Origin of the sequence: Glaciimonas sp. PAMC28666, assembly GCF_016917355.1 — a bacterium.
In the GTDB taxonomy this organism is placed as follows: domain Bacteria; phylum Pseudomonadota; class Gammaproteobacteria; order Burkholderiales; family Burkholderiaceae_D; genus Glaciimonas.
The window spans coordinates 2,020,738-2,044,151 of the sequence record NZ_CP070304.1; the positions used below are offsets into that span (position 1 = coordinate 2,020,738).

Sequence of the window (23,414 nt, forward strand, 5' to 3'; positions counted from 1 at the left end):
TCACATTGTTTTGATGCGCTCAACCATCTCGGCACCAAACGCAATATAGGCCTGCGCACCTTTGGAGGCGGGATCAAAGCAAACACCGGGCATGCCGTACGATGGCGCTTCAGCCAAACGCACGTTACGCGGAATCACCGTTTTAAATACTTTATCGCCGAAGTGTTGCTCAAGCTCCGCCGAGACCTGCTGCGACAACGTCATACGCGGATCAAACATCACCCGCAACAATCCGATTATTTTCAAATCGGTATTCAAATTGGCATGCACTTTCTTGATCGTGTTCACCAGATCCGACAAACCTTCAAGCGCATAGTATTCGCACTGCATCGGAATGATGACACCGTTCGCTGCACACAGACCGTTCAGCGTCAGCAACGATAACGCCGGCGGACAGTCGATTAAAATGAAATCATACTCATCAGCGATACCGGCGATCGCATCCTTAAGACGTTTTTCACGGTTCTCGAGGTCGACCATTTCAACTTCCGCGCCAGCCAGTTCACGATTCGCCGGCAGCACATCAAAATTGCCCGTTTCTGAAACAACCCGGACGCTTTTGATATCGGCCATTCCGAGCAATACCTCGTAAATCGATCCCTTGAGTGTACCTTTGTTGATACCGGCTCCCATCGTCGCGTTACCTTGCGGATCGAGATCAGCCAACAAAACACGCTGATTCAGTTGTGCCAGACCAGCGGCGAGATTCACAGCTGTGGTGGTCTTGCCGACTCCGCCTTTTTGATTCGCGACGCAGAAAATTTTTGCCATAGGGTGATTTTTTATAATGTATTAGTGTATTCGGGCGTACGCAAAATTGTTTCGGGAAACAGCCCTCTGAATTTGACTGAACGCAGTTTATATCAGAGAAGCACTACGGCTCTGGTTACGGCGGTCCTGAAGCAATTTGGCGTCTGTCCAACCTGTTTCTTTAATTTGTCGTCAGCTTGATCCCAAAGCCGATCAAAAATATTCCTGCTGCTTTAGAGGCGAGCGTCGTCACCAGGCGGTTACGCGTCAAACGTTTAGCCACCGCATTTCCGACCAGCACAAGTAGACTACCGTAAATCAAGGTGCAACTGGAGATGATTGCGGCCATCGTCAAAAAATTGATACTACCGCGCTGCATGACCGGGTCAATAAACAACGGAAAAAAAGCCATATAGAAAATAATCGCTTTTGGATTGATCAGGGTCACGAAAAATCCGCGACGCCAGTTTACTATTTTTGACGGCGACACTGCGTTATTCGAAATCTTGCTTTCCGGGGCGTTGTCGCTCTTTGCTTTTGCCTTTAATAATGTGAAACCGAGATAAGCCAGATACAGCGCTCCAAGGTATTGCACACCTTTGAATAAAATCAGGTTCGCATGCAACAATGCCGCCACGCCAGCCGCGGCCATGAACATCAATACCGCGTCGCCCATCATCACCCCTGCTACGGCAGCAAATCCACCTCGCAGGCCGTGCTTGCTTGCGCTCGTCAAAATGCAAAACGTACCTGGTCCGGGCAACATCAAAAATACCGTCATCGCAGCGATCAAATGCCACGCGTCAGAAATACCAAGCGCAAAAAAATAAGCGTTCATAGCAGGCTCAATCTTGTCTGGTTTTGACCAGTTTGTTCACATCGAATCCTTGTGCTGCAATCCTTGCCAGCGCAGATTGATAGCTTGGTTCGGGCAAGACCGGTGACCGTGAGAGGACCCATAAATAATCGCGCGCCGGCGTACCCACCACAGCATAAGAATAGTCAGGCGCCAGATCAATCACCCAATAATCGCCCCATACAAACGGCAGCCAGGACAGCCAGGCCGGTGCGAAGCGCACTTTTAACCTCGAATTGGTAGCGCTACCTAATTCGCCTGTTGGTCCGCTGCCAGCAGCCACGCGCGCGATGCCGACTACCTCATCCATCGAGCCGTCGTTTTTTTTACAGCGATTGGTCACGTCGATTTTGCCATCCGGCCGCGCACGATATTCAGCAGTCACATTACCCGCACAGGATTTTTGAAAGCGATTCGGAAAGCGGGCGATCTCATACCATTTTCCCGCATAACGATTGACGTCAATTGAGGGCACCGCAATTACGTCCTGCGCTAGCGTTATCGAAGGGGATAGCATTGCCAACAACACAAGAGATGTTAAAAAAATAACAATCCTTCTCATTGCCCGGCTCTTTTTATAAAAATCAGATGGCGTTCAGCATCAAGTCCGGGAACGGCGATCGGACGTATCTCAGAGACTTCCCAACCGGCTGGTAGCCGTTCCAGTTCAGCGTCAGGTTGTAGACCTTTCAAGGCAATAAACTGGCCATCATCCGCTAATAAATGGGCCGACCAGTTAATGAAATCCGCTAGGTCGGCAAAAGCACGCGATGTGATGACGTCGAATTTATGCGGTACTTCAAGCTCCTCTACCCTGGCCGTGTACACACGAACATTTTTCAGCCCCATTTCGGCTTTCACCTGGGTCAAAAAGGCGGTTTTTTTGTGTACGGTATCGATCATCGACACGCGCATAGTCGGCTGGGATGTTAAAGCCCAAATAGCTAATATCATTCCCGGAAGTCCGCCACCTGCGCCGACGTCCAGCACGTTTTCGGCACCAGAAAATGCGGGGACCACTGCCAATGAATCTAGCAAATGATGCGTCATCATTTGCTCGGGGTCTCTTATCGACGTCAGGTTATAGGTTTTATTCCACTTTGAAAGCATCGTCAGGTAGGTCAACAATTGCGCTTGCTGGAGGTCATTGAGCACGATACCCAAGGTGCCCGCTCCCTCTCGTAAAGTGGTGGCAAGCAAGCCGTCGGGGTTGGTGTCTACTTGACTCATCGTGGCATTCTTTCAGTATCTCGGCAAAGGTGTGACGGTGGTGGCATGGTGCAGCAAGGACGCGTCTGAATTAGCAGACGCATCGCAAGTTAAGCCGCCTGATCGCTGCTATCAATAAGTTTGTCGACTTTTTTCATGCTGCCCTTTTTTACGTGGACCAGTAATAAGGACAGCGCGGCAGGAGTGACACCGGCAATTCGCGACGCCTGACCAAACGTTTCCGGACGATGCTGATGCAGCTTTTGCCGCACTTCCATCGACAACGACTGCACTTGCATGTAGTCGAAATCGGCGGGAAACTTCAAGTTCTCGCTATGTTCGTGCCGCTCGACTTCACGCGCCTGGCGATCGATGTATCCTGCATATTTGAGCTGAATTTCTAGCTGTTCTTTGACCGTACCATCGACAACCCCCGGGCCGCTAAGATCCTGCCCATCAATGCCCTTTAATGTCATCAGAGCATCATAAGTGACATTTGGACGTCGTAGCAAATCGGACAACGCGTACTCACGTTGAATTGCTACGCCGATAACTCGCTCAGCCTCCGCATCGGATAAGATCCTCGGATTCACCCACGTGGAACGCAGGCGCTCCATTTCGAGGGCGACCGCCTCACGTTTTTTCTCGAACTGTTCCCACTGCGCATCGCCAACGCAGCCAAGCAGACGGCCGATTTCGGTCAAGCGTAAATCGGCGTTATCTTCGCGCAGACTCAGGCGATACTCGGCACGACTGGTGAACATGCGATACGGTTCCAGAACGCCCTGCGTAATCAGATCATCGACGAGCACGCCCAGATACGCCTCATCCCGGCGTGGAGTCCATGCATCGCGTTCTTGTGTCTGCAAGGCCGCATTCAGGCCCGCCAGCATGCCTTGTGCTGCGGCTTCTTCGTAACCGGTAGTGCCGTTGATTTGACCGGCGAAGTACAGGCCGTTGATCAGTTTTGTCTCCAACGAAGCCTTCAGGCCCCGTGGGTCAAAATAGTCATACTCGATGGCATAACCTGGGCGCAAAATGTGGGCGTTTTCCAACCCCTTCATTGATTGCACCAGAGCTAGCTGTACATCAAACGGCAAACTTGTAGAAATTCCGTTTGGATAATACTCGTTAGTCGTCAAGCCTTCGGGTTCAAGAAATATCTGATGCGAGTCTTTGCCAGCGAACCGGTGAATTTTATCTTCAATCGATGGGCAATAACGCGGACCGACACCTTCAATCACGCCGGTATACATCGGGCTGCGATCAAGCCCCGCACGGATAATGTCGTGGGTCTGCAAGTTCGTATGGGTAATCCAGCAAGGCATCTGCGCCGGGTGCATTGCTGCGTTCCCCATCACCGAAAATACCGGAACCGGGTCCAGATCACCGGGCTGCGGTTGCATCACCGAAAAATCAATGGTGCGGCCGTCAATCCTTGGCGGCGTACCGGTTTTCAGTCGACCTTGCGGGAGCTTTAACTCTTTCAAGCGTGCGGATAGGGAAATAGCAGGAGGATCCCCCGCCCTCCCCGCCGCATAGTTATTTAAACCGACGTGAATTTTTCCATCAAGAAATGTTCCTGTTGTGAGGACCACAGCCCGGCTCAGAAAGCGTATGCCGACTTGGGTCACCGCACCAATGACGCGATCGCCCTCCACGATAAGATCATCGACAGCCTGCTGAAACAACCAAAGATTCGGCTGATTTTCGAGCCGTGAGCGGATCGCCTGCTTGTATAAGATTCGGTCTGCTTGCGCCCGAGTAGCGCGTACCGCCGGACCTTTAGAGGAATTTAAAATCCTAAACTGAATCCCTGCTTCATCGGTAGCGATCGCCATCGCGCCACCCATTGCATCCACCTCTTTTACCAGATGCCCTTTCCCAATTCCTCCAATGGAAGGATTACATGACATCTGACCTAAAGTCTCGATGTTATGCGTTAGCAGTAGAGTTTTTTGGCCCATGCGTGCAGAGGCCAAGGCGGCTTCGGTACCGGCATGGCCGCCACCGACAACGATTACATCAAAATTTGTAGGAAAGAGCATGGAGCGCCTCGATGAGAGGGTGAACAGAGGCGTGATTATAAATCCATTTCGTGCCGAATGCCGACTTGTTGCGCTGGCTGTGGTAAAGGTGAAGTAATGGCCTGGCGTTCACATGGCACTAGAGCTTATTCCACACTTCGGTTTAAAAGAAGTAACAAACTTAATTCCAAGCCATTTTTTGCCGACGGTTCCACGTGAAACAATTGAAAGAACAAACTTAGTTACAAGAGAAAGTCCCGTTGTTCCACGTGAAACAATGCCGTACTTTAAAACCGCTTCGTAATCGCTGCCTTAAATAACCTCGACGCCATGAATAATGCGGAGACAGAAAAACGGAAAAATAGAAAAATCGGGGGCTACCTACACCAGGGCCTAAAACCCGTCATAAATCGCACTCGATGCCCAACCGATGCAGAAGGATGAACTTTCGATCCTTCTAATGTTTTGCCAAATGTTTGTATCGCCGAATGTTAGAGAAATCGTCCTTTGTCATTACCCGACTAGCGACGGCCCAATTTGCAAGGATTCGTCATTCAATCCTTGCCAATAAGAATGATTCTCATCTATAATACTTTTTCGATGTTCTTGCTGCTACGCGTGCGGCAAGTTTCAATCTCCCACCTTGTTTAAGCCAGCCGCAACATACCGTCGCCAGCCAATAATTTTTTATTGACCTTGGAGTACGTATGTTTTCCTCCGCATCCCAGCTTCCGTTATCGGAGCTTGCTGCCGCTACACGTTTTCTCGCCTTCATCGTAGCCATCTCTTCATTGCCAGCTTCAGCGCAGTCATTACAAACCAGCCCTATCATTGCCTCCACTCTAACGGCCTCAAACTCCGCCTCTGATCGTGCCTTAGAAGAAATATCGGTTACAGCCACGCGCTCTGAAACGCCGGTCTCCCGTACGCCAAGTAGTATCTCCGTGATTAAAGCCGCTACGATTGAGGAGCAACAGGTCAAAGACATCAAGGATTTGCTGCGCTACGAACCCGGCGTCACCGTCAGACGCGGGCCCTATCGCCCCGCCACCGCTGCGGCAGCGGGCGGACGCGGCGGTAACGAGGGCGTCAACATTCGCGGGCTGGAAGGCAACCGCATCTTACTGATGGAAGATGGTATTCGACTCCCCAGCGCATTTTCGTTTGGGCCACTGGAAGCGGGACGTGGTGATTATGGCGATATGGATCTATATAAACGGGTGGAAATATTGCGCGGTCCAGCCTCATCCATGTATGGCAGTGACGGCCTGACCGGTGCCGTGAATTTCATCACCAAGGATCCCGGCGATTTTCTCGATATCTTCCGCAAACCGACCTATTTTTCGATCAAGCCTTCGTACGATTCGATGGATGGCAGTATTTCCACCACCGCAGTCGCAGCCTTAGGCGATGAGCGCTTTCAGGCCATGCTGATAGCTAACACGCGTCAAGGCCATGAAGTAAAAAATCAGGGCCAACGCAATATCGTCGGCCCAAATCGGGATGCCGCCAATCCGCAGAACAGCGACAGCAATTCGTTACTTGGTAAGGTGGTTTTCGCTGCAACCCCGCGCGACAAATTGACACTCACTCTCCTCCATCACGAAGGCAAAACCACGTCGGATGTCTTGTCAGCCATCACGCCCTCGACGCTGGCGCTGAGGGCTAACGACAGTGTGGAGCGCAATCGGTACAGCCTTGATTACGATTTCAGCGACACCAAAGCGAATGGCAGCTGGTTATTTCAAAACGCCCACGTGAAACTTTATTATCAGGACGCTAATAACCATCAAAACTCGTATGAACAACGACGACCTGCTGCAGACCGAACGCGAGACAACATTTACGAAGAGAACACGCTCGGCGGCTCTGCGCAAGCGGAAAGCACTTTCGGCACGGGTTCGTTGCAGCACAAACTCATATACGGTTTCGACACCAGCACAGCGCGTATCAGCGGTGTGCGTAACGGCACCGTTCCGGGCGTTGGTGAGTCTCCTTTCCCCAATAAAGCTTTCCCGGATACGGACTACACATTGTTCGGCGCTTTCCTGCAAGATGAAATCGCGCTGACACCTCAAGGTAAATTGACGTTGGTGCCTGGAGTACGCTTCGATTCGTACCGGCTATCGCCACAAAAGAATAATCCCGCATACACCGGACAGGCTACTTCCTCCAGCGGCCAGGCGGTCTCACCAAGGTTGGCTCTAATGCTCGCGATCAACCCCGCGCTTGTTCCCTATATTCAATATGCGCGCGGCTTCCGCACTCCAACCCCGGATCAGGTCAATAACAGTTTCGGCAATCCGATGTTCGGGTACGCCACAATTGGCAATCCAGATTTAAAACCTGAGACCAGCAACACCATCGAGGTGGGTCTACGCGGCAAAATAAATACCGATGGAAACAGCGTGCTGCGCTACAGCACCGCGGCATTTACCGGTCGCTACAAGAACTTTATCTCTCAGGAAATCATTAGTGGGAGCGGCCGTCCTTATGTAAATCCTTATATTTACCAATATATTAATTACGGCCAAGCCCGGATCAGCGGTTTGGAAGCGCGCCTCGACTGGCAATTTTCCAACGGCATCGGGATAAAAACCGGGATGGCCTACACCAAAGGTTCAACCGAGTCCGATGGTCAAAGCAAGCCGCTCGACACGGTCAACCCCTTCATGGCGGTACTTGGGTTACGTTACGAACCGAGCGAACGTTGGTTTGCTCAGGCTGACATTAGTTATCAGGCAGGCAAGCGTCGTAGTGATATTTCTACAGCAACTTATTTCGCGCCGCCTTCGGCCACCATCGCGGATTTGCGGGCGGGGTTCAACTTCACGAAATTCGCCACGCTATATGCCGGAGTGAGCAATTTATTCGACAACAAATATTGGAACTGGTCGGACGTGCGTGGATTAGCTCAGAACTCCACTGTGAAAGACGCCTATACCGCGCCCGGACGCACCTTCAATATCGGTCTTAAATTGCAATACTAAACTGGAGAATCACTATGCCCGCATCGATCAGATCAAGCGCATTAATCCCATCACAGCAAACGCAACAACTGCTCTTACGGACGCGTTTTCTAAAGGCCAAAGCACAACAAAAATTACGTAATCGGGATGCCGCAACAGCGGTCGGCGTATCCGAAGGAGAAGCACTGGCAGCGTGTGTCGGATTCGAAGCGATTCGCCTCATCCCAGATTTCGTAAAGCTGTTTGAAGAAATTCCGCAACTAGGCTCCGTCATGGCACTCACCAGAAATGACAGCGCGGTGCATGAAAAAGAAGGCGTCTATAAAAACATGTCGCACAACGGACATGTCGGCCTTGCGTTGGGCGACGAAATCGATTTGCGCATTTTTTATAGGCAATGGTTTTTCGGGTGTGCAGTGAGCGAAGAAACGCCGCGTGGCACGCAAAAAAGCTTACAGTTTTTTGATCAGCACGGAAGCGCGGTCCATAAAATATTTATGCGCGAGCACAGTGACCATGAAGCCTTCGATCAACTTATTACCCGCTGGCGCGATCCTGACCAGCAACCGGGTATCATTGTTACGCCAGCGCTCCCGCCGGTCGCAGAAACAAGCGACGCTGCCATTGATGTAGACGGATTTCAGCAAGCATGGAGCGGCCTCACGGACACGCACCAATTTTTTGGACTTCTGCATAATTTCGGCGTTAGCCGCACACAAGCGTTACGTTTGGCCGCGCCGCAATATGTGCGGCAGGTCAACAATGACGCATTGAAAAACCTATTGAACATCGCCGCAGCAAGCACGTTGCCTATCATGATTTTCGTCGGCAATAACGGCATGATTCAAATCCATTCCGGCCCAATTGCAAACGTTAAAGTAATGGGCGCATGGATCAATGTTCTCGATCCAGCCTTTAATCTGCATCTGCTTGAGGAGCGCATCGCTAGTAGCTGGGTTGTTACCAAACCAACCAGCGACGGTGCGGTCACTTCGCTGGAATTATTTGATGGCAACGGCCAGACTATCGCTATGCTGTTCGGTGTCCGTAAGCCAGGACAAGCTGAATTACCGGCGTGGCGTGAAGCGGCAATGCAACTGCCTGCAATGTCGGGTGCGGTATGAATAGTGCTTGCAGCATAGGCCGCCGCCGCGTCATCCTGGGCGGCATCAGCGGCATCAGCGGCATCAACGGCATCAACGGCTTGGTCGGCCTGGGCGGATTAATGCGTGCCAGTGCCGCGCTGATTCCCCTTCTTGCCGTTCCTTCGCACAACGCCGATGCACAGAAAAGCCGCCCAGCCGCAGCCGCCAGTCCCCTCCGCGTTGCTGTCGCCGGCGGAGCAATTACGGAGATCGTTTATGCACTGAATGCGCAAGCTATGCTAGTTGGTGCCGATACTACCAGTACCTATCCACCTGCCGCGCAATTACTGGCAAAGATTGGCTATCAAAGAGCACTCTCTGCCGAAGGCGTCCTGTCGCTGCATCCGGATCTGCTGTTAACCTCAGCCGAGGCCGGACCGCCCGTGGCCCTGGCGCAAATTGCTGCCGCTGGCGTAAAAGTCATCAAACTGGGGGATCATCACGATATTCAGGTCGTCCGCGATCGCATTCGGGGAACCGCTCTTGCGCTCAATTTATCAGCTCGGGGCGTTAGCTTATTGCAGCGCTTTAACAGCGAATGGCAGGTGGCCCTGGAAACGGTCAAACGGCATCGGCAAGCCGGCAAGACACCGCCGCGCGTGATGTTCGTCCTTAGTCATAGCGGCACCCAGGCGATGGTAGCCGGACGCGATACGGCCGCCGACGCCATGATTCGCTACGCGGGTGCGACCAATGCACTCGGGGGCGAAGACAGCGCTGGCGGATACAGAGGCTACAAGCCGCTTACGGCCGAAAGTGCTGCCATGGCCTCACCCGATATATTAATCATCACCAGCGAGGGTTTAGAGGCTATTGGCGGCACTTCCAGGCTGATCGAGACACCAGGTCTGGCGCTGACCCCGGCAGCCAGGAACCGGCGTGTGGTCGGGAACATGGATTCGTTGTTTTTGCTTGGGTTCGGACCGCGCATGCCGGAAGCGTTAATCAAGCTCTCGGCACAGCTGGTCTGATGCGCGCTAATTAAACGCCCACCAAATTCAACAAGCACGCGTGTGGTTCGACCCTGGCTTAATCAAGCAAACATTCGCATGCAGACATTCACAAGGACGAAGAAATCTGTTTTATCGCATCAACCTTTACTTTCTCAAAGTCCTATGTCCTCATCCCTTTCTTATGTCGATAGCGGCGCTATACAACCGCTTGTATCGTCTCAATCGCGGCACCGACTGGTCCTGATCGGCTTGGTGCTGCTGCTATGTGTTACCACCCTTCTGTGCGCAGCGTTGGGTGCTTATCGCATCGATCTTTTACAGATTCCAAGGTTGCTCTGGTCTGAAGCTGATCTGAATCTCAATGAAATGCAAGCACGCGCAGTGCTTGTGAATATTCGCCTGCCGCGTGTCTTCCTTGCGATTTTAGTTGGTTGTGGCTTCGGTGCGGCGGGCAGTTCAATGCAGGCGTTATTTCGTAATCCGCTTGCCGACCCTGGCTTGATCGGCGTATCAAGCGGTGCGGCACTTGGTGCAGCGCTGGTCATCGTATTAGGCTCCGCATTCTGGCCGGCAGCGTTGCAATTTAGCGGTATGTACGCACCCATGCTGGCCGCTTTTGCGGGCGCATTACTGGTGGCCACGATGGTCTACAAAATTGCCGCCAGTCGCGGCCGCCTGGCCCTGCCGTTGCTGCTGTTGGCTGGCATCGCAATCAATGCGGTGACCGGGGCCGGAATCGGTCTGCTTACTTATATCGCCAGTGATAACCAACTGCGTACGCTCACCTTCTGGAATCTGGGGAGTCTGGCAGGAGCGCAATGGTCTCTCTTAACCATCGCCGCGCCGGTTGTTTTCCTGTGTATGGCTGTCTTAGGACGTCACGCCGCAGCACTTAACGTCATGCTGTTAGGCGAAGCAGAAGCCCAACATTTAGGCGTATCGGTTCTCGTCATAAAACGCACGGTATTAGTCGCCAGTGCGCTCTGCGTCGGTGCGCTGGTGGCCTGCACTGGCACCATCGGGTTCATTGGACTCGTCGCGCCGCACTGCATACGCCTTGCCTGCGGGCCGGATCAACGGATCGTTCTCCCCGGTGCCATTCTGTTCGGTGCCATCCTCACGCTAGTGGCCGATTGCGTAGCGCGCACTATCGTCGCTCCTGCAGAAATGCCGCTGGGAATTTTGACCGCACTATTGGGCGGCCCGTTCTTTCTGGCGCTACTGTGGCGACGGCGCGGCCAGCTAGGATTGTAACCGCCGCTCTCTAATCTATAAATAAGGACAGCCAGCACCATGCTACTCGCCAATCAATTAACGCTATGCAGGGGGAAACAAACCATCTTGCGTGACCTCACCTTGCATATTCAGCCCGGCCAGCTTGTCGCGCTATTAGGCCGCAATGGTGCGGGGAAAAGTACCTTGCTGAAAGCGCTGTCAGGGGAATTTCAGGCCGCCTCAGAGCACACTGGCACGCGACTCACAGGCGACATCACGATCAACAATATCGCACTCGCCACGCTGGCCCCGCGAACCTTAGCTTTAGCGCGCGCGGTGCTGCCGCAAAGTGTCCAATTCTCGTTTCCTTTTAGAGGCAAAGAAATCGTGATGCTCGGCCGTTATCCCCATGGCGGCGGGGACACTATAGCAAACCGAAAAATCGTATCAGAAGCCATGGACCTGGCTGACGCAACCGCGTTGGCTGAACGCGATGTCACCACTTTATCTGGCGGTGAACTGGCCAGAGTACAGTTTGCCCGTGTGCTGGCCCAATTACGGCCGGATCACTCTCACTCCATCCACCCAACGCCGCGCTATCTGTTGTTGGATGAGCCAACTGCGGCGCTGGATCTGGCCCATCAGCATTCAATGCTGATCACTTTGCGACGGCTCGCAACAGATTGGAATATCGGCGTTCTCGCGATCATGCACGACCCCAACCTGGCCGCACGCTACGCCGATCAAATCGCATGGTTAGCCGACGGCACCCTGCTGGCACAAGATACTCCAGCAATTACCATGACACCTGAGACAGTGAAAGCCTGTCTCGGGATTGAAGTGGATGTAATAAAACAGTTCGGAAAAGCGCCCTTTGCGACGCCCCGCGATAGCGCCATAGCAAATACAAACAAAATATAAATACCCATTTAGAAAGAACGAAAACGCCAGATTTTGATCATTAAAAAAAGCCCGTACAAAATACTTGTAAGGGCTTTTATTTAATTCAAATTTTTAGCTAGGGAATTGACCTGCAACTAGCTGATTCTACGTTACGCGTCGTTTGAATAATGCGCCGATTTCACCCACAATGCCACGCCGGAACGCCAACACGCACACTATAAATATGAAGCCGGTAACGATCGTCACCGATTCACCCAAACCATTAAACCACTCCACGTGGGTCACGGTCGCTAACCAACTACCAATATCACCCAGCTTATTTTCCAGAACAATAATAATCACGGCACCAACGATGGGTCCTGTCAGCGTGCCAAGCCCACCAACCAGCGTCATCAATATCACAAGGCCAGACATGGTCCAATGCGCGTCAGTCAGCGTCTCGAAGCCCAATACCAGCGTTTTGGTCGCACCCGCAAGACCAGTCAGGCCAGCCGACAAAACAAACGCCAGCAATTTGTAGCGGTTGACATCGTATCCTAGCGAAATTGCGCGCGGCTCGTTTTCCTTGATGGCTTTCAGTACCTGCCCGAATGGCGAATTTATCGTCCGCACAATCAACGCAAATCCAAAGACGGCAATCGCCAGGACAACGTAATACAAGGTCAGGTCGCTATCAAGACTGATCATTCCGAAAAGCTTGCCGCGCGGGACACCCTGCAAGCCATCTTCACCACCGGTGAACGGCGCTTGCAGGCAGACGAAATACGCCATCTGCGCCAGCGCCAGGGTAATCATCGTGAAATAAATACCTTGTCGCCGGATCGCCAGGCTTCCCATCACCAGCCCGATCAACGCACCTGCTAACGTTCCAAGAATGAGCCCTATCTCTGTCGGTAAGCCCAATTTGGTTAAGGCATAACCGGCAACATAACCGGCACCGCCAAAGAACGCCGCATGACCGAAAGAGAGCAGTCCGGTAAAACCGATCAACAAATTGAAAGCGCACGCAAACAATGCAAAGCACAATACTTTCATTAGAAATACGGGATAAATACCGAACGGTGCAGCCAGCGCTGCGATCAATATTACCGCGTATAAAATCTTTTTATTCATGCTGACCGCCCTTGCATCCAATTAGCTTCGTTGGTGACTTCTTCGATGTAGCGCATCTGGCATTTCGCTGGATCTCTAGTTGAATATTTCACTGAATAGCTCACTTTTCTATTTTTCTTTACCGAACAAACCGGCGGGCCGAATCATTAACACGATCGCCATCACAATGAAAACGACGGTGGCCGAGGCTTCGGGATAAAAGACCCGTGTCAATCCTTCGATTACTCCTAACGCCAATCCCGTGACGATAGAGCCCATAATGGAACCCATTCCCCCGATCACCACAACCGCGAACACGACGATAATCAGATTGGAACCCATCAGTGGAGAGACCTGAATGACCGGGGCCGCCAGCACACCGGCAAAGGCCGCTAATGCGCCGCCGAAACCATACGTCAATGTCACCATCAACGGTACATTGATACCGAAAGCTTCCACCAGTTTGGGATTTTCAGTACCTGCACGCAAATAAGCGCCAAGCTTGGTTTTCTCGATGACAAACCAGGTTGCAAAACAGACCACCAGCGATGCAAACACAACCCACGCACGATAATTCGGCAAGACCATAAAACCGATGTCGGTTGCCCCGCTCAACAAATCCGGCACCGAATAAGGTTGCCCGGAAACGCCATAAAATGAGCGGAAAATACCCTCTACCATTAGCGTGATACCAAAGGTCAGTAACAAACCGTAAAGATGATCGAGTTTGTACAGCCAGCGCAGCATGGTTTTTTCGATGATGATGCCAAATACGCCCACAATCAACGGCGCGAGAAAGAGCATTTCCCAATAATTCAGATTGAAATACGACAATCCGATCCACGCCAGAAACGCGCCCATCATATACAGCGCACCATGCGCAAAATTAATTACATTAAGTAAACCAAAAATTACCGCAAGGCCTAGCGATAACATGGCATAAAACGAACCATTGACCAAGCCTAGCAATAACTGGCTCATCAGGGCTTGCAGAGGGATGCCGAACAATTCCATGGCAATGTCATCATAAAATCACGCGCCAATTCGATCCTGTCGATTTCACAAATGAATCCGCGCCACTACATTGGCAATTTACCGATTCATCCGGACCGAAGCGCTTGTTTGACAAGCGCCTCATACCGATGTGATTGCAAAAAAATTGGACAGAGTTGGAACAGTGATGAATCATTAAAAAAGCACCCCGGCGCATACTTCAAAACGCGTTTTGCGTAAGATGAATGATGCACCGTGAGTGACAGGCTGTGTTGTGATTCAAGTCGCAGCTAAGTTGCAACTAAGTGGCAACGAATGTCAGCAACAAATTGCTTTTTATCGCGCTTATTTCCAGATTGCGCATTTAGAATCGGCTTTGGACATAAAAGCTTTTTCCGCTGGAATTGTTTGAATTTTATTGAGGTAATCCCATGGATATTTTGACTCAGCTGGCGTTTTAACCTGATACAGCGTCATGTCATGCACCACCCGTCCATCAGGACGTAGGTAAGCAGCTTTCGTGTACATGTCATTGAATTTGGTCTTGCGCAATTGCGTCATGACTTTTTCGCCGTCGTCGGTGCCGCTTGCTTTCACCGCAGTGAGATATTGCATGGCGGCTGAATAATCAGCTGCCTGCAAACTCGATGGCTCTTTTTTCATTTTTGAGAAATAACGCTTGGCCCAGGCCCGTGACTCATCGTTCTGATCCCAATACCAACTATCAGTCAAATACATGCCTTGCGTCTGCTTCAATGTCAGCGAGTGAATGTCATTAATAAACACTAACAAACCTGCCAATTTCGCCGTCTTGGTGATCCCAAATTCATTGGCGGCTTTAACCGAATTAATCATATCGCCACCTGCATTCGCCAAGCCGATAATTTGCGCTTTGGATGCCTGTGCCTGCAACAAAAACGAAGAAAAATCGGAAGCATTAAGAGGATGCTTTACTGCACCCAACACGGTTCCGCCAGAAGCTTTCACCACCGCTGTGGTGTCTTTTTCCAACGAATTTCCAAACGCATAATCGGCGGTTAAAAAGTACCAGCTTTTACCCCCCTGCTTAACCACCGCTGAACCTGTACCATTCGCCAGCGCATAGGTATCATAGGCGTAATGCACGGTATAAGGCGTGCACTCTTCGTTCGTCAAACGGGTACTTCCGGCACCAATTTCAAAAAACGGCTTCTTCTTTTCAGCCGCGATTTTAGCCATCGCTAATGCGGTACCCGAGTTGGTGCCGCCAATCAACATATCCAACCCTTGCTGATCAAACCATTCACGTGCTTTGCTGGATGCTATATCCGCTTTATTTTGATGATCGGCCACCAGTAATTCAATTTTTTTCCCGTTAATGGCTCCGCCCATATCAGCGATTGCCATTCTGATTGCTTCGGCGCCTCCAGGACCATCAATGTCCGAATACACGCTCGACATATCGGTGATAAAACCGATCTTGACGGTATCCCCGGATATTTGTGCGACTGCCGATCCAGCGAGGCCACAGGCTACAGTGGTGAATACTGCCAGGGATATTACTTTCAATTTGATGTTCAATGTGTTCTCCATTTTTACTTATCAATCACCCTTGTAGAGCGATCTGCTTATGTAATTAAATTTTGTTAAAATTTTGTATTTTTTTACGGAATTTCTGTATTTCTGGAAATTTTCTATACGCCTAATAATGTGTTCAACACCGGCATTTTTTCTTGTAATTGAGAGGCTGCGAAAGTCTCTACTATCTGTCCATGTTCCATCACGTAAAACCGATCGGCTAACGGTGCTGCAAATCGAAAATTCTGCTCCACCATAATGATGGTGTAGCCCTTTTCTTTTAGCAGCAAAATCATACGTGCAAGGGTCTGAACAATCACTGGCGCTAGGCCTTCCGAAATCTCATCAAGCAGTAATAAGCGCGCGCCTGTGCGCAAAATCCGTGCAACCGCCAACATCTGTTGTTCACCGCCCGACAAGCGTGTCCCCTGGCTGTGTTTACGTTCTTCCAGATTAGGAAACATCTCGTAAATTTCGGCTATCGACATTCCTTTGTCAGTCTTCGATACAGACGGCGGTAACAAAAGGTTTTCTTCTGTCGAAAGCGATGAAAATATACCGCGTTCTTCCGGGCAATAACCCAATCCGAGATGCGCGATTTTATGGGTAGCGAGTCCAATCGTTTCAACGCCATTAACCTTAATCGATCCCTTGCGCGTTCCGGTAAGCCCCATGATCGCGCGCATCGTGGTCGTGCGTCCTGCGCCATTGCGGCCCAGCAACGTCACCACTTCACCCGCATTCACGGACAAATTTACGTTGTGCAGGATATGCGATTCACCGTACCAGGCTTGTAAATTGGTAATGCTGAGAGCCGGCGGCTTTCCCGAGTCAGCCAACTTCGTCGGCACACTTTCAGACTTTGGCTGCGACATAACGGTCGGCATCAATGCGCTCCTTCTAATGGTCTAGCTTCTGTTCCGGCTTCTGTTCCCGCTTCTGTTCCCATATAGGCTTCCATCACCTGAGGGTTAGTCGACACCGCCTTGTAGTCTCCTTCTGCTAATATCGCGCCGCGTTGCAAGACGCTGATCTTGTCGCAAATGCCGGAAACTACACCCATGTTGTGTTCCACCATCAGGATGGTTCTGCCTACCGACACTTTTTTTATCAACGCGGTGACACGATCAACGTCTTCATGCCCCATTCCCTGCGTCGGTTCATCCAGCAGCATCAATTCTGGGTTCATACTTAAAGTGGTCGCAATCTCCAATGCTCGCTTGCGTCCGTAAGGAAGATCAACCGTCAGGGTGTCCGCAAATTCAGTCAGGTCGACTTCTGCCAGGAGCTCCATTGCACGATCTCTTAACTGCGAGAGAGTAGTGCTGCTTTTCCAAAAGTGAAAAGAAGTACCTAAGGACCGCTGCAAGCCTATGCGAACATTTTCCATCACCGATAAATGGGGGAAAACCGCCGAAATTTGAAAAGAACGAATGATCCCTTGCCGCGCAATTTGTGCCGGTGCAGAAGAGGTAATATCGCGATTATTGAATAAAATTTGCCCGGAAGTCGGGACCAAAAATTTGGTTAGCAGGTTAAAACAGGTCGTCTTGCCCGCGCCATTAGGACCGATCAGGGCATGGATATGTCCACGCTCAACTTGTAAATTAACGTTATTTACCGCCGTAAAGCCTTTAAATTCCTTCGTCAGGCTTTTCGTTTCTAAGATGATGTCGCTCATCCGGTCTCCTTAGGTTTTCTCGGCGCCACGGTACCTGACAGCGCCAATTTCTTTATTTTGTTTGATAGCAACCGTATCTTGATTGACGGATAGTATAGAGTGCAGCAAGGCTCGGCAATACGTATAAATACTAAACTCAAAACAACAACATTTTATTGTAATTTTATCTAATAAATCGGCATCAATTCGTCGCCAGTGTTCGTTAAGAAACTTTCGCCAAAATAAACTTAGCCGCCATTTCTGCAATCATAATGGTCGGTGAATTAGTATTCCCAGAGGTAATAGTCGGCATAATGGAGGCATCCGCAACCCGAAGTCTTTTTACGCCAATTACGCGTAATTTACTATCAACAACTGCTAATTTGTCTGTTATCCTTCCCATCTTACAAGTCCCGACGGGATGAAAAATTGTAGTTCCGACCTTCCCAGCAGCCTTGATAAGTTCTTCCTCTGTTTGAAAATCCGGGCCTGGCATAAATTCTTTTGGCGCGTATTTTTGTAACGCCGGAGCAGCAGCGATTCTCCGGGTCAACATCACTGAGGCGGCAGCTACTTTACGATCGTCTTCGGTTGCCAGGTAATTTAAGGTAATTTTGGGTGCCGTCATTGGGTCAGCAGATGCTACCCGAATATGCCCCCGTGAGGTTGGGCGTAAATTACAGACACTAGCGGTAAAAGCGGGAAAATTATGCAGGGGATCACCAAACTTTTCCAGCGATAGCGGCTGCACGTGATACTCAAGATTAGCAGTTTCCTGGAGCGCATCAGATTTTGCGAAGGCTCCCAGTTGCGACGGGGCCATTGACATCGGGCCACTGCGTGAAACCATATATTCGAGTCCAATCTTCATTTTCCCCACCCAATTATTCGCCATTATATTTAACGTTTTCACGCCAGAGACTTTAAATCCCATACGAATTTGCAGATGATCCTGTAAATTCTCTCCAACGCCGGCTAAATCATGGAAAACCGGTATGTGATTTTGCTGCAACAATGCTGCGGGTCCGATGCCTGAAAACTGTAAAATATGTGGCGAGCCAACGGCTCCAGCGCACAATAAGACTTCTTTCGCTGCTTCAGCCGACCATTCCTTGCCCCCACCCAGAAATTCCACACCTGTACATTGCAGCCCATCTTCGCCAGTCTCGAGTTGAAGCCGCTTTACATGACAACCAGTCATGATTTCCAGATTTCCACGCGCTGCTGCCGTTCGTAAAAATGCCTTCGATGCATTCCAGCGAACGCCACGTTTCTGATTGACGTCAAAATAACCGACACCTTCGTTATCACCCTGGTTGAAATCATCCACTTTAGGAATTCCGCTCTCCGCTGCTGCATCCCGGAACGCATCTAAAATCTTCCAGGATAAGCGCTGCTTTTCCACTCGCCACTCACCGCCTACGCCGTGGAAAGCATTCGCTCCACTATAGTGATCTTCACTTTTCTTGAACATAGGCAAAACATTTTCCCATCGCCAGGATTCATCGCCAACCAGCGTTGCCCATTGTTCATAGTCACGCGCCTGGCCACGCATATAAATCATTCCGTTGATTGAAGATGATCCACCCAAAACCTTGCCACGTGGATAAATCAAACTACGATTATTCAATCCAACGTCGGCTTCGGTCCGGTAGAGCCAGTCTGTGCGGGGATTATTAATGCAATACAGGTATCCGACCGGAATATGAATCCAAATGTAGTCGTCCTTCGCGCCAGCTTCAATCAATAGAACCGTGACATCGGGATTGCGCGTCAATCGGTTGGCTAATACACAACCGGCAGTTCCGGCACCCACAATAATGTAATCGTACTTACCCGCTACTTCCATTTTTATTCCTCAAAGAACTACTTTTAACGCAACGTTTCTTAAAAAATTTGTAGATAGCAACTGACTGGACCAAATTTTTGCGATTTGGATTTGCTCAGAGGAATGATGAAGCGACTAACGTTAGAAAATTTTGTGCATAACCCTGTATTTATCCACGTTGTTGCTTACTGGGAGCTTACCCAGACGGAAAAGAAAGAGTATTGCCGTCTTTTCTCACGAATCGTTCATTTTCAGTTACACACCAACGCATTCTGAAAGGCAGAGCAAGTGTTCATTTTGGCTATTTTGAATGCTTAAAATAGTCGCTTTTCTTATTTTTCTTCTTATGTTTTTAATTCAAAGATTTATATATATAAATAGTAGTAGTAGTTAACACCCTGCTTTTCTGTGCATAACACTATATAATCCTTTAAAAACAATGACTTAGTAAAAGTATAAACCATTATTTACGAATGTATTGATTCATCACAAGTAGGGGATAAGTGTACGAAAGAAAAAAATAGACGAGTTGTACACAATTTATAGGGGGTGATATCCAAAGGCTTATCCACAGGCTAAAAAGCACTTATTGAAAATCGTTATTTTTGGTTTCAAGAGGTTCTGACCTGTATTACCTATTAGTTGTTTTTTCGGTTGATTTTGAACTACCAGCAGCTTGGTTTTCGTTGAAGCATCTTCTTTCCTTCCGTTCCTTTTAATGTTTACTTGTTTATATATATAAATAGTAATGATAGTAAACGACAGCTATTTCTGTGGATAAGTCGAAAATCTCTTTTGTAAACAAGATGCTGGAAGCGGGATAACAGGCCGGTAAGCGCTGTACGCGCTATGCACATCTGGTGAATAACAAATACGAGACGCAATAAAGACGTGTTTTCCACAAGTTACCACTACTTTACCCACAGACTTATCCACAAAGATATCTTTTTTGCATCTTATCCAGGAAGAATAACCATCAGATAGCTTTAGGTGGAGCAACTTTTTAATATTCGTCTGTCGCTATACGCACCTTGTAACCAAATAAAACGACTTCTCTGTTGTAAAACTATGGAGTACAGGTCGTTCAAAACAAAATTGCTGCGTAATTTTTGACTGCAGGCGTTTTAGTTTGCCTGTGCGTTTAACTCGGAATCACTAAAAGAGAGCGAGTTCTCGTCCGCATAGCCAATTTTTGTGATGAAAGCGTGAATATTTACTCTCTTTAGCTCAAAAATTGCCGGTTTTTCTGTTTTAGTTAACGATTTATAGATATAAATAGTAGTAATAGTTAACGACAGCAAATTCTGTGGATAACGCGGTTTATTTGTTTGTAAACAGGCATTTGAGAAATGAATAATGTTTAAGTAAACAATGTATAAGCATTGGATAGGAGCTGAATAAAAAATAGATGCTCAAAAAAACGGGAGATATCCCCAATAAACAACTATGTTATCCACATGGTTATCCACAATTTTTTGATTGGTGAAAAGTTATATTGGTGTCTAAACACGTTATTGAGGCGGAAAGAGCGCGTCGAAACAGGATGGAGGCCAGCTGATAGTGGGTGCACGTCACGGAATTAACGAGCGGTCGATCGGTTATATAACGGGTAAAAAGAAAGAGGGAAGGTGGCCTTTTTCGATGAAAATTAGAGTGAAGTTCACCTAAAACAAGAGTGAACGCTCTCAGGATAGGGTTACGTCGAGCCGCTAGCAATTTGCTATTAAATGAAAGAGGTGACGGCGTGTGTCATCACCTGGTCCCGAAGGGATGTAAGCGGTGGATTGACGTACTGACGGGGTTTTGACAGCGGCGTCATTCAATTGACCACTTCCGAGCCGCTACATTCCTTTTCGGAAGTCTAGCGGGATGGCGGGACTACCGCTTTCAGTTTGACTTCCGCGAGCAGGTCCGCGCAATCCGTCTGTTGCGTAGAACCTATATTTACCAGCGGTAAAATAGCGGCCACCGGGAACAAGACACCAAGCGCTATCGCACTGCCAGCCTTTAAAGCCAGAACACCCTTATCAACCCCTACGTCGGGGTTTTTGAACGTCCCAGCGACGTATAGGGGCGATCTAAAGGAGATTATCCGCAACCCCTTACTTTTCGGCTTCACATTCAGCGCCATAACTTCAGTTGCGAGGTTAATCCGACCGCTAACGGTGATGATCGCATCATCCGTATCCAGCAGGAACGTTCGCGTCTGCATTAAGCCATTGGCAACTACAAAATCGCTAGCCAGGCAATTCAGCTTGACCTGCTTATCGCCAAAAAGCTTAGTCAAAACGACGTTGCCGACATTCAGACCCGCCGCCTCCAGTATAAATTTGCTCAGGGTTCCTTGATTCACCAACATTTTGACCTCGCCGTTGGCGGTACCCAGTAACGTTGCCACGGAGTTGCCAGCACCTAACAAGGCCGCATCGCCGTTAACTTCTCCCAAACTCGCCCGAGCGGATTCGAGGGTTGGAAACAAGCGATTAATTTTAAGGTGGCGCGCCGACAGCATGACGTTCGCCTTCATGGGCTTAACGCTGCCGTCCAGTTTGATGGTGGAAGTCAGATTTCCGCCGGCAATGCCAAAATTTAACGGAGTTAAAGATAAATGCCGGTCGTTAAGATGGATGTTGGCGTTGAGATTTTGAATCGGTAATTCTTCAGATCGGATAATTTTTTTTCCGGTAAATTTAATATCGGCGTCAATGCTCCCCCAACGCGATGTATCGAATCCCTCTGTAGGTAGTGCTTTATTGGCTGGTTGCGTGGGTGCCACGCCTCTTCTGGCTTTACTGGCGTTGGAATCTGCTCCGATCAGCGGTCCCAAATCAACCAGTCTCAACTGGTTTGATACCAAAGTGCCCTTTAGCAAAGGGCGCGGATCCTTGGCGAGATAATCGATCGTTCCTGACAAGTCGCTTGCACCGACCGTGCCGCTAAAATTCTCATAGCGCCAATCCGCGCCGCTGGATTGTAGTTTGCCGATCAATCGACCTTCGGTAGAAAACGGTGGTGTAGCCGGCAATGCGATACCGGTCAGTGGATATAAGTCTGCCATACTGGTGGCGGATAGCTTCAAGCGCAAGTCGAGTGCTGCTAGATTGCTCGGCTTGGTTAAGCTGCCCTTAACATCTATCGCGGTTTTTCCGACCTTTACCCCAGCCTCAAGCGGATACGGTGTGTTTACGTCGGTCAGGCTTAATACTGCGCCGGCTTTGCCGCTGCCGGATACCGGCGCTTTGTTGAAACTGCCCTTGATGCTCCAGCCAATGCCATAACCTTCTTTTGTGATTTGCGCCAGAGTGGCGATATTGGCATCGATATCAATTTTTTTTATCGGATCAAGTAAACGTATCGTGCCTTGCGTCAAAATTAGTTTTTGTAAGTTCAGGTTCCACTGACTTGGTCCGCTGGAAGGGAAGGTCCAGTTATTCTTGCCGTCTGTTGACCGTTCCAGCATGACAACTGGTCGATCAAGTTGCAGCGATGGGATGGTGATGTTTTTTTCTAGTAGAGGTAGCGGTCGCAAAGTGAATGTCACCTGATTGACTTCCACCATATGTTGACCGGTTTTGGCCCAGGTTGGATTATCCAGCACCACATCGCGAGCGGTTAGCTGCGGCCAGGGTATCCATTTATGCCAACCGTTTTCTTCCGCGTGCGGATTGAACCAGTCTAGTGATAAATTGCCGCGAATGGCAAAGGGGCGACCGGCGGCGGCGCTAACGCGTTGGTTCAACCAGGGTCGGGCCAGATTCCAGTCGAAGACGAGCAAAAATATCACGCACAGCCCTAAAATAATGAACAGGCTTCCAATACACCAGTAGAAAATTTTTAACACGCGAAATCCGGTAGTAGTCATATCGATATGGGGTTAAACATATGGGGTTAGACATGCCGCAAATTTCAAAAGGATAAGTACGTGGCTACGGTCAACACCGATCGGCTAGCGTCGCAATAGGTCATTACGTGGAATTGCGCATTCTCAAATTTAACCATTTTAAGATAATGGGCTACCTGCTCTGCACTCTCGTGGTGTTGGCAACAAAAAGTATTCGTAATAATTTTTACTGTTTTGATTCGTTACCCGGTCTATTTAAACAGATAAACAGGCCAAGGAAAAGCAATGTTTACCGCAAATATCGTCGCGTCAAAATCCTGTTCGGACAAAAACCCGTCACCTAAATCGCTTACGCTTCGACAATAACACGTAACCAGAGATTGAAAAACCGGTAGCCGCGTTTGTCTCGAACAGGA

Annotated in this window: 18 protein-coding genes; 6 read left to right on the forward strand and 12 right to left on the reverse strand. The window is 49.6% G+C overall.

The features are described from left to right. The 5 genes from JQN73_RS08565 to mnmG form a co-directional block, all read right to left on the reverse strand. Complete coding sequence (locus JQN73_RS08565; RefSeq protein ID WP_205322646.1) at positions 1-771, reverse strand: ParA family protein; 771 nt, start codon at positions 769-771, stop codon at positions 1-3. Positions 772-931: 160 nt separating this feature from the next. Next, positions 932-1,588, reverse strand: a complete 657-nt coding sequence (gene leuE / locus JQN73_RS08570; protein ID WP_205322647.1) for a leucine efflux protein LeuE — start codon at positions 1,586-1,588, stop codon at positions 932-934. 7 nt (positions 1,589-1,595) lie between these two features. Continuing rightward, positions 1,596-2,168 (reverse strand): lipocalin family protein, encoded by a 573-nt coding sequence (locus tag JQN73_RS08575; RefSeq protein ID WP_205322648.1) that lies wholly within the window; start codon positions 2,166-2,168, stop codon positions 1,596-1,598. Continuing rightward, positions 2,165-2,836, reverse strand: coding sequence for a 16S rRNA (guanine(527)-N(7))-methyltransferase RsmG (rsmG, locus tag JQN73_RS08580; protein WP_205322649.1), 672 nt, complete (start codon positions 2,834-2,836; stop codon positions 2,165-2,167). Before rsmG ends, JQN73_RS08575 begins: the two co-directional genes overlap by 4 nt. An 89-nt stretch (positions 2,837-2,925) precedes the next feature. Continuing rightward, positions 2,926-4,863, reverse strand: coding sequence for a tRNA uridine-5-carboxymethylaminomethyl(34) synthesis enzyme MnmG (gene mnmG / locus JQN73_RS08585; protein WP_205322650.1), 1,938 nt, complete (start codon positions 4,861-4,863; stop codon positions 2,926-2,928). Between the two features lie 112 nt (positions 4,864-4,975). Here mnmG and JQN73_RS08590 point away from each other — a divergent pair, with 112 nt between their 5' ends. From JQN73_RS08590 to JQN73_RS08615, 6 genes are all read left to right on the forward strand, one after another. Then, complete coding sequence (locus JQN73_RS08590; protein WP_205322651.1) at positions 4,976-5,146, forward strand: hypothetical protein; 171 nt, start codon at positions 4,976-4,978, stop codon at positions 5,144-5,146. A gap of 403 nt (positions 5,147-5,549) precedes the next feature. Then, a complete protein-coding gene (locus JQN73_RS08595) occupies positions 5,550-7,832 on the forward strand; it encodes a TonB-dependent hemoglobin/transferrin/lactoferrin family receptor (protein WP_205322652.1) in 2,283 nt (760 codons plus the stop codon). A 14-nt stretch (positions 7,833-7,846) separates the two neighbouring features. Further along, complete coding sequence (locus JQN73_RS08600) at positions 7,847-8,935, forward strand: hemin-degrading factor (protein ID WP_205322653.1); 1,089 nt, start codon at positions 7,847-7,849, stop codon at positions 8,933-8,935. Beyond that, complete coding sequence (locus JQN73_RS08605) at positions 8,932-9,927, forward strand: hemin ABC transporter substrate-binding protein (RefSeq protein ID WP_240162481.1); 996 nt, start codon at positions 8,932-8,934, stop codon at positions 9,925-9,927. Before JQN73_RS08600 ends, JQN73_RS08605 begins: the two co-directional genes overlap by 4 nt. Before the next feature lie 144 nt (positions 9,928-10,071). Further along, positions 10,072-11,163, forward strand: coding sequence for an iron ABC transporter permease (locus JQN73_RS08610; RefSeq protein ID WP_205322654.1), 1,092 nt, complete (start codon positions 10,072-10,074; stop codon positions 11,161-11,163). A 39-nt stretch (positions 11,164-11,202) separates the two neighbouring features. Next, positions 11,203-12,045, forward strand: coding sequence for a heme ABC transporter ATP-binding protein (locus JQN73_RS08615; protein WP_205322655.1), 843 nt, complete (start codon positions 11,203-11,205; stop codon positions 12,043-12,045). Positions 12,046-12,171: 126 nt separating this feature from the next. Here JQN73_RS08615 and JQN73_RS08620 read toward each other — a convergent pair whose 3' ends face one another. The 7 genes from JQN73_RS08620 to JQN73_RS08650 form a co-directional block, all read right to left on the reverse strand. Continuing rightward, complete coding sequence (locus JQN73_RS08620) at positions 12,172-13,140, reverse strand: branched-chain amino acid ABC transporter permease (RefSeq protein WP_205322656.1); 969 nt, start codon at positions 13,138-13,140, stop codon at positions 12,172-12,174. A gap of 108 nt (positions 13,141-13,248) precedes the next feature. Continuing rightward, the gene (locus JQN73_RS08625; RefSeq protein WP_205322657.1) at positions 13,249-14,133 is read right to left on the reverse strand and encodes a branched-chain amino acid ABC transporter permease; all 885 of its coding nucleotides are present in this window, start codon (positions 14,131-14,133) and stop codon (positions 13,249-13,251) included. A 324-nt stretch (positions 14,134-14,457) separates the two neighbouring features. Beyond that, complete coding sequence (locus JQN73_RS08630; protein ID WP_205323272.1) at positions 14,458-15,666, reverse strand: ABC transporter substrate-binding protein; 1,209 nt, start codon at positions 15,664-15,666, stop codon at positions 14,458-14,460. A 119-nt stretch (positions 15,667-15,785) separates the two neighbouring features. Beyond that, positions 15,786-16,544 (reverse strand): ABC transporter ATP-binding protein, encoded by a 759-nt coding sequence (locus JQN73_RS08635; RefSeq protein ID WP_205323273.1) that lies wholly within the window; start codon positions 16,542-16,544, stop codon positions 15,786-15,788. Positions 16,545-16,555: 11 nt separating this feature from the next. After that, the gene (locus JQN73_RS08640; RefSeq protein WP_205322658.1) at positions 16,556-17,350 is read right to left on the reverse strand and encodes an ABC transporter ATP-binding protein; all 795 of its coding nucleotides are present in this window, start codon (positions 17,348-17,350) and stop codon (positions 16,556-16,558) included. 202 nt (positions 17,351-17,552) lie between these two features. After that, positions 17,553-19,178: a GMC family oxidoreductase gene (locus tag JQN73_RS08645; RefSeq protein ID WP_205322659.1), complete on the reverse strand. Its 1,626-nt coding sequence runs from the start codon at positions 19,176-19,178 to the stop codon at positions 17,553-17,555. Positions 19,179-21,018: 1,840 nt separating this feature from the next. Beyond that, positions 21,019-23,019 carry an AsmA family protein gene (locus tag JQN73_RS08650; protein WP_205322660.1) on the reverse strand — a complete coding sequence of 667 codons (2,001 nt, stop codon included), beginning with the start codon at positions 23,017-23,019 and terminating at the stop codon, positions 21,019-21,021. Between the last annotated feature and the right edge of the window lie 395 nt (positions 23,020-23,414).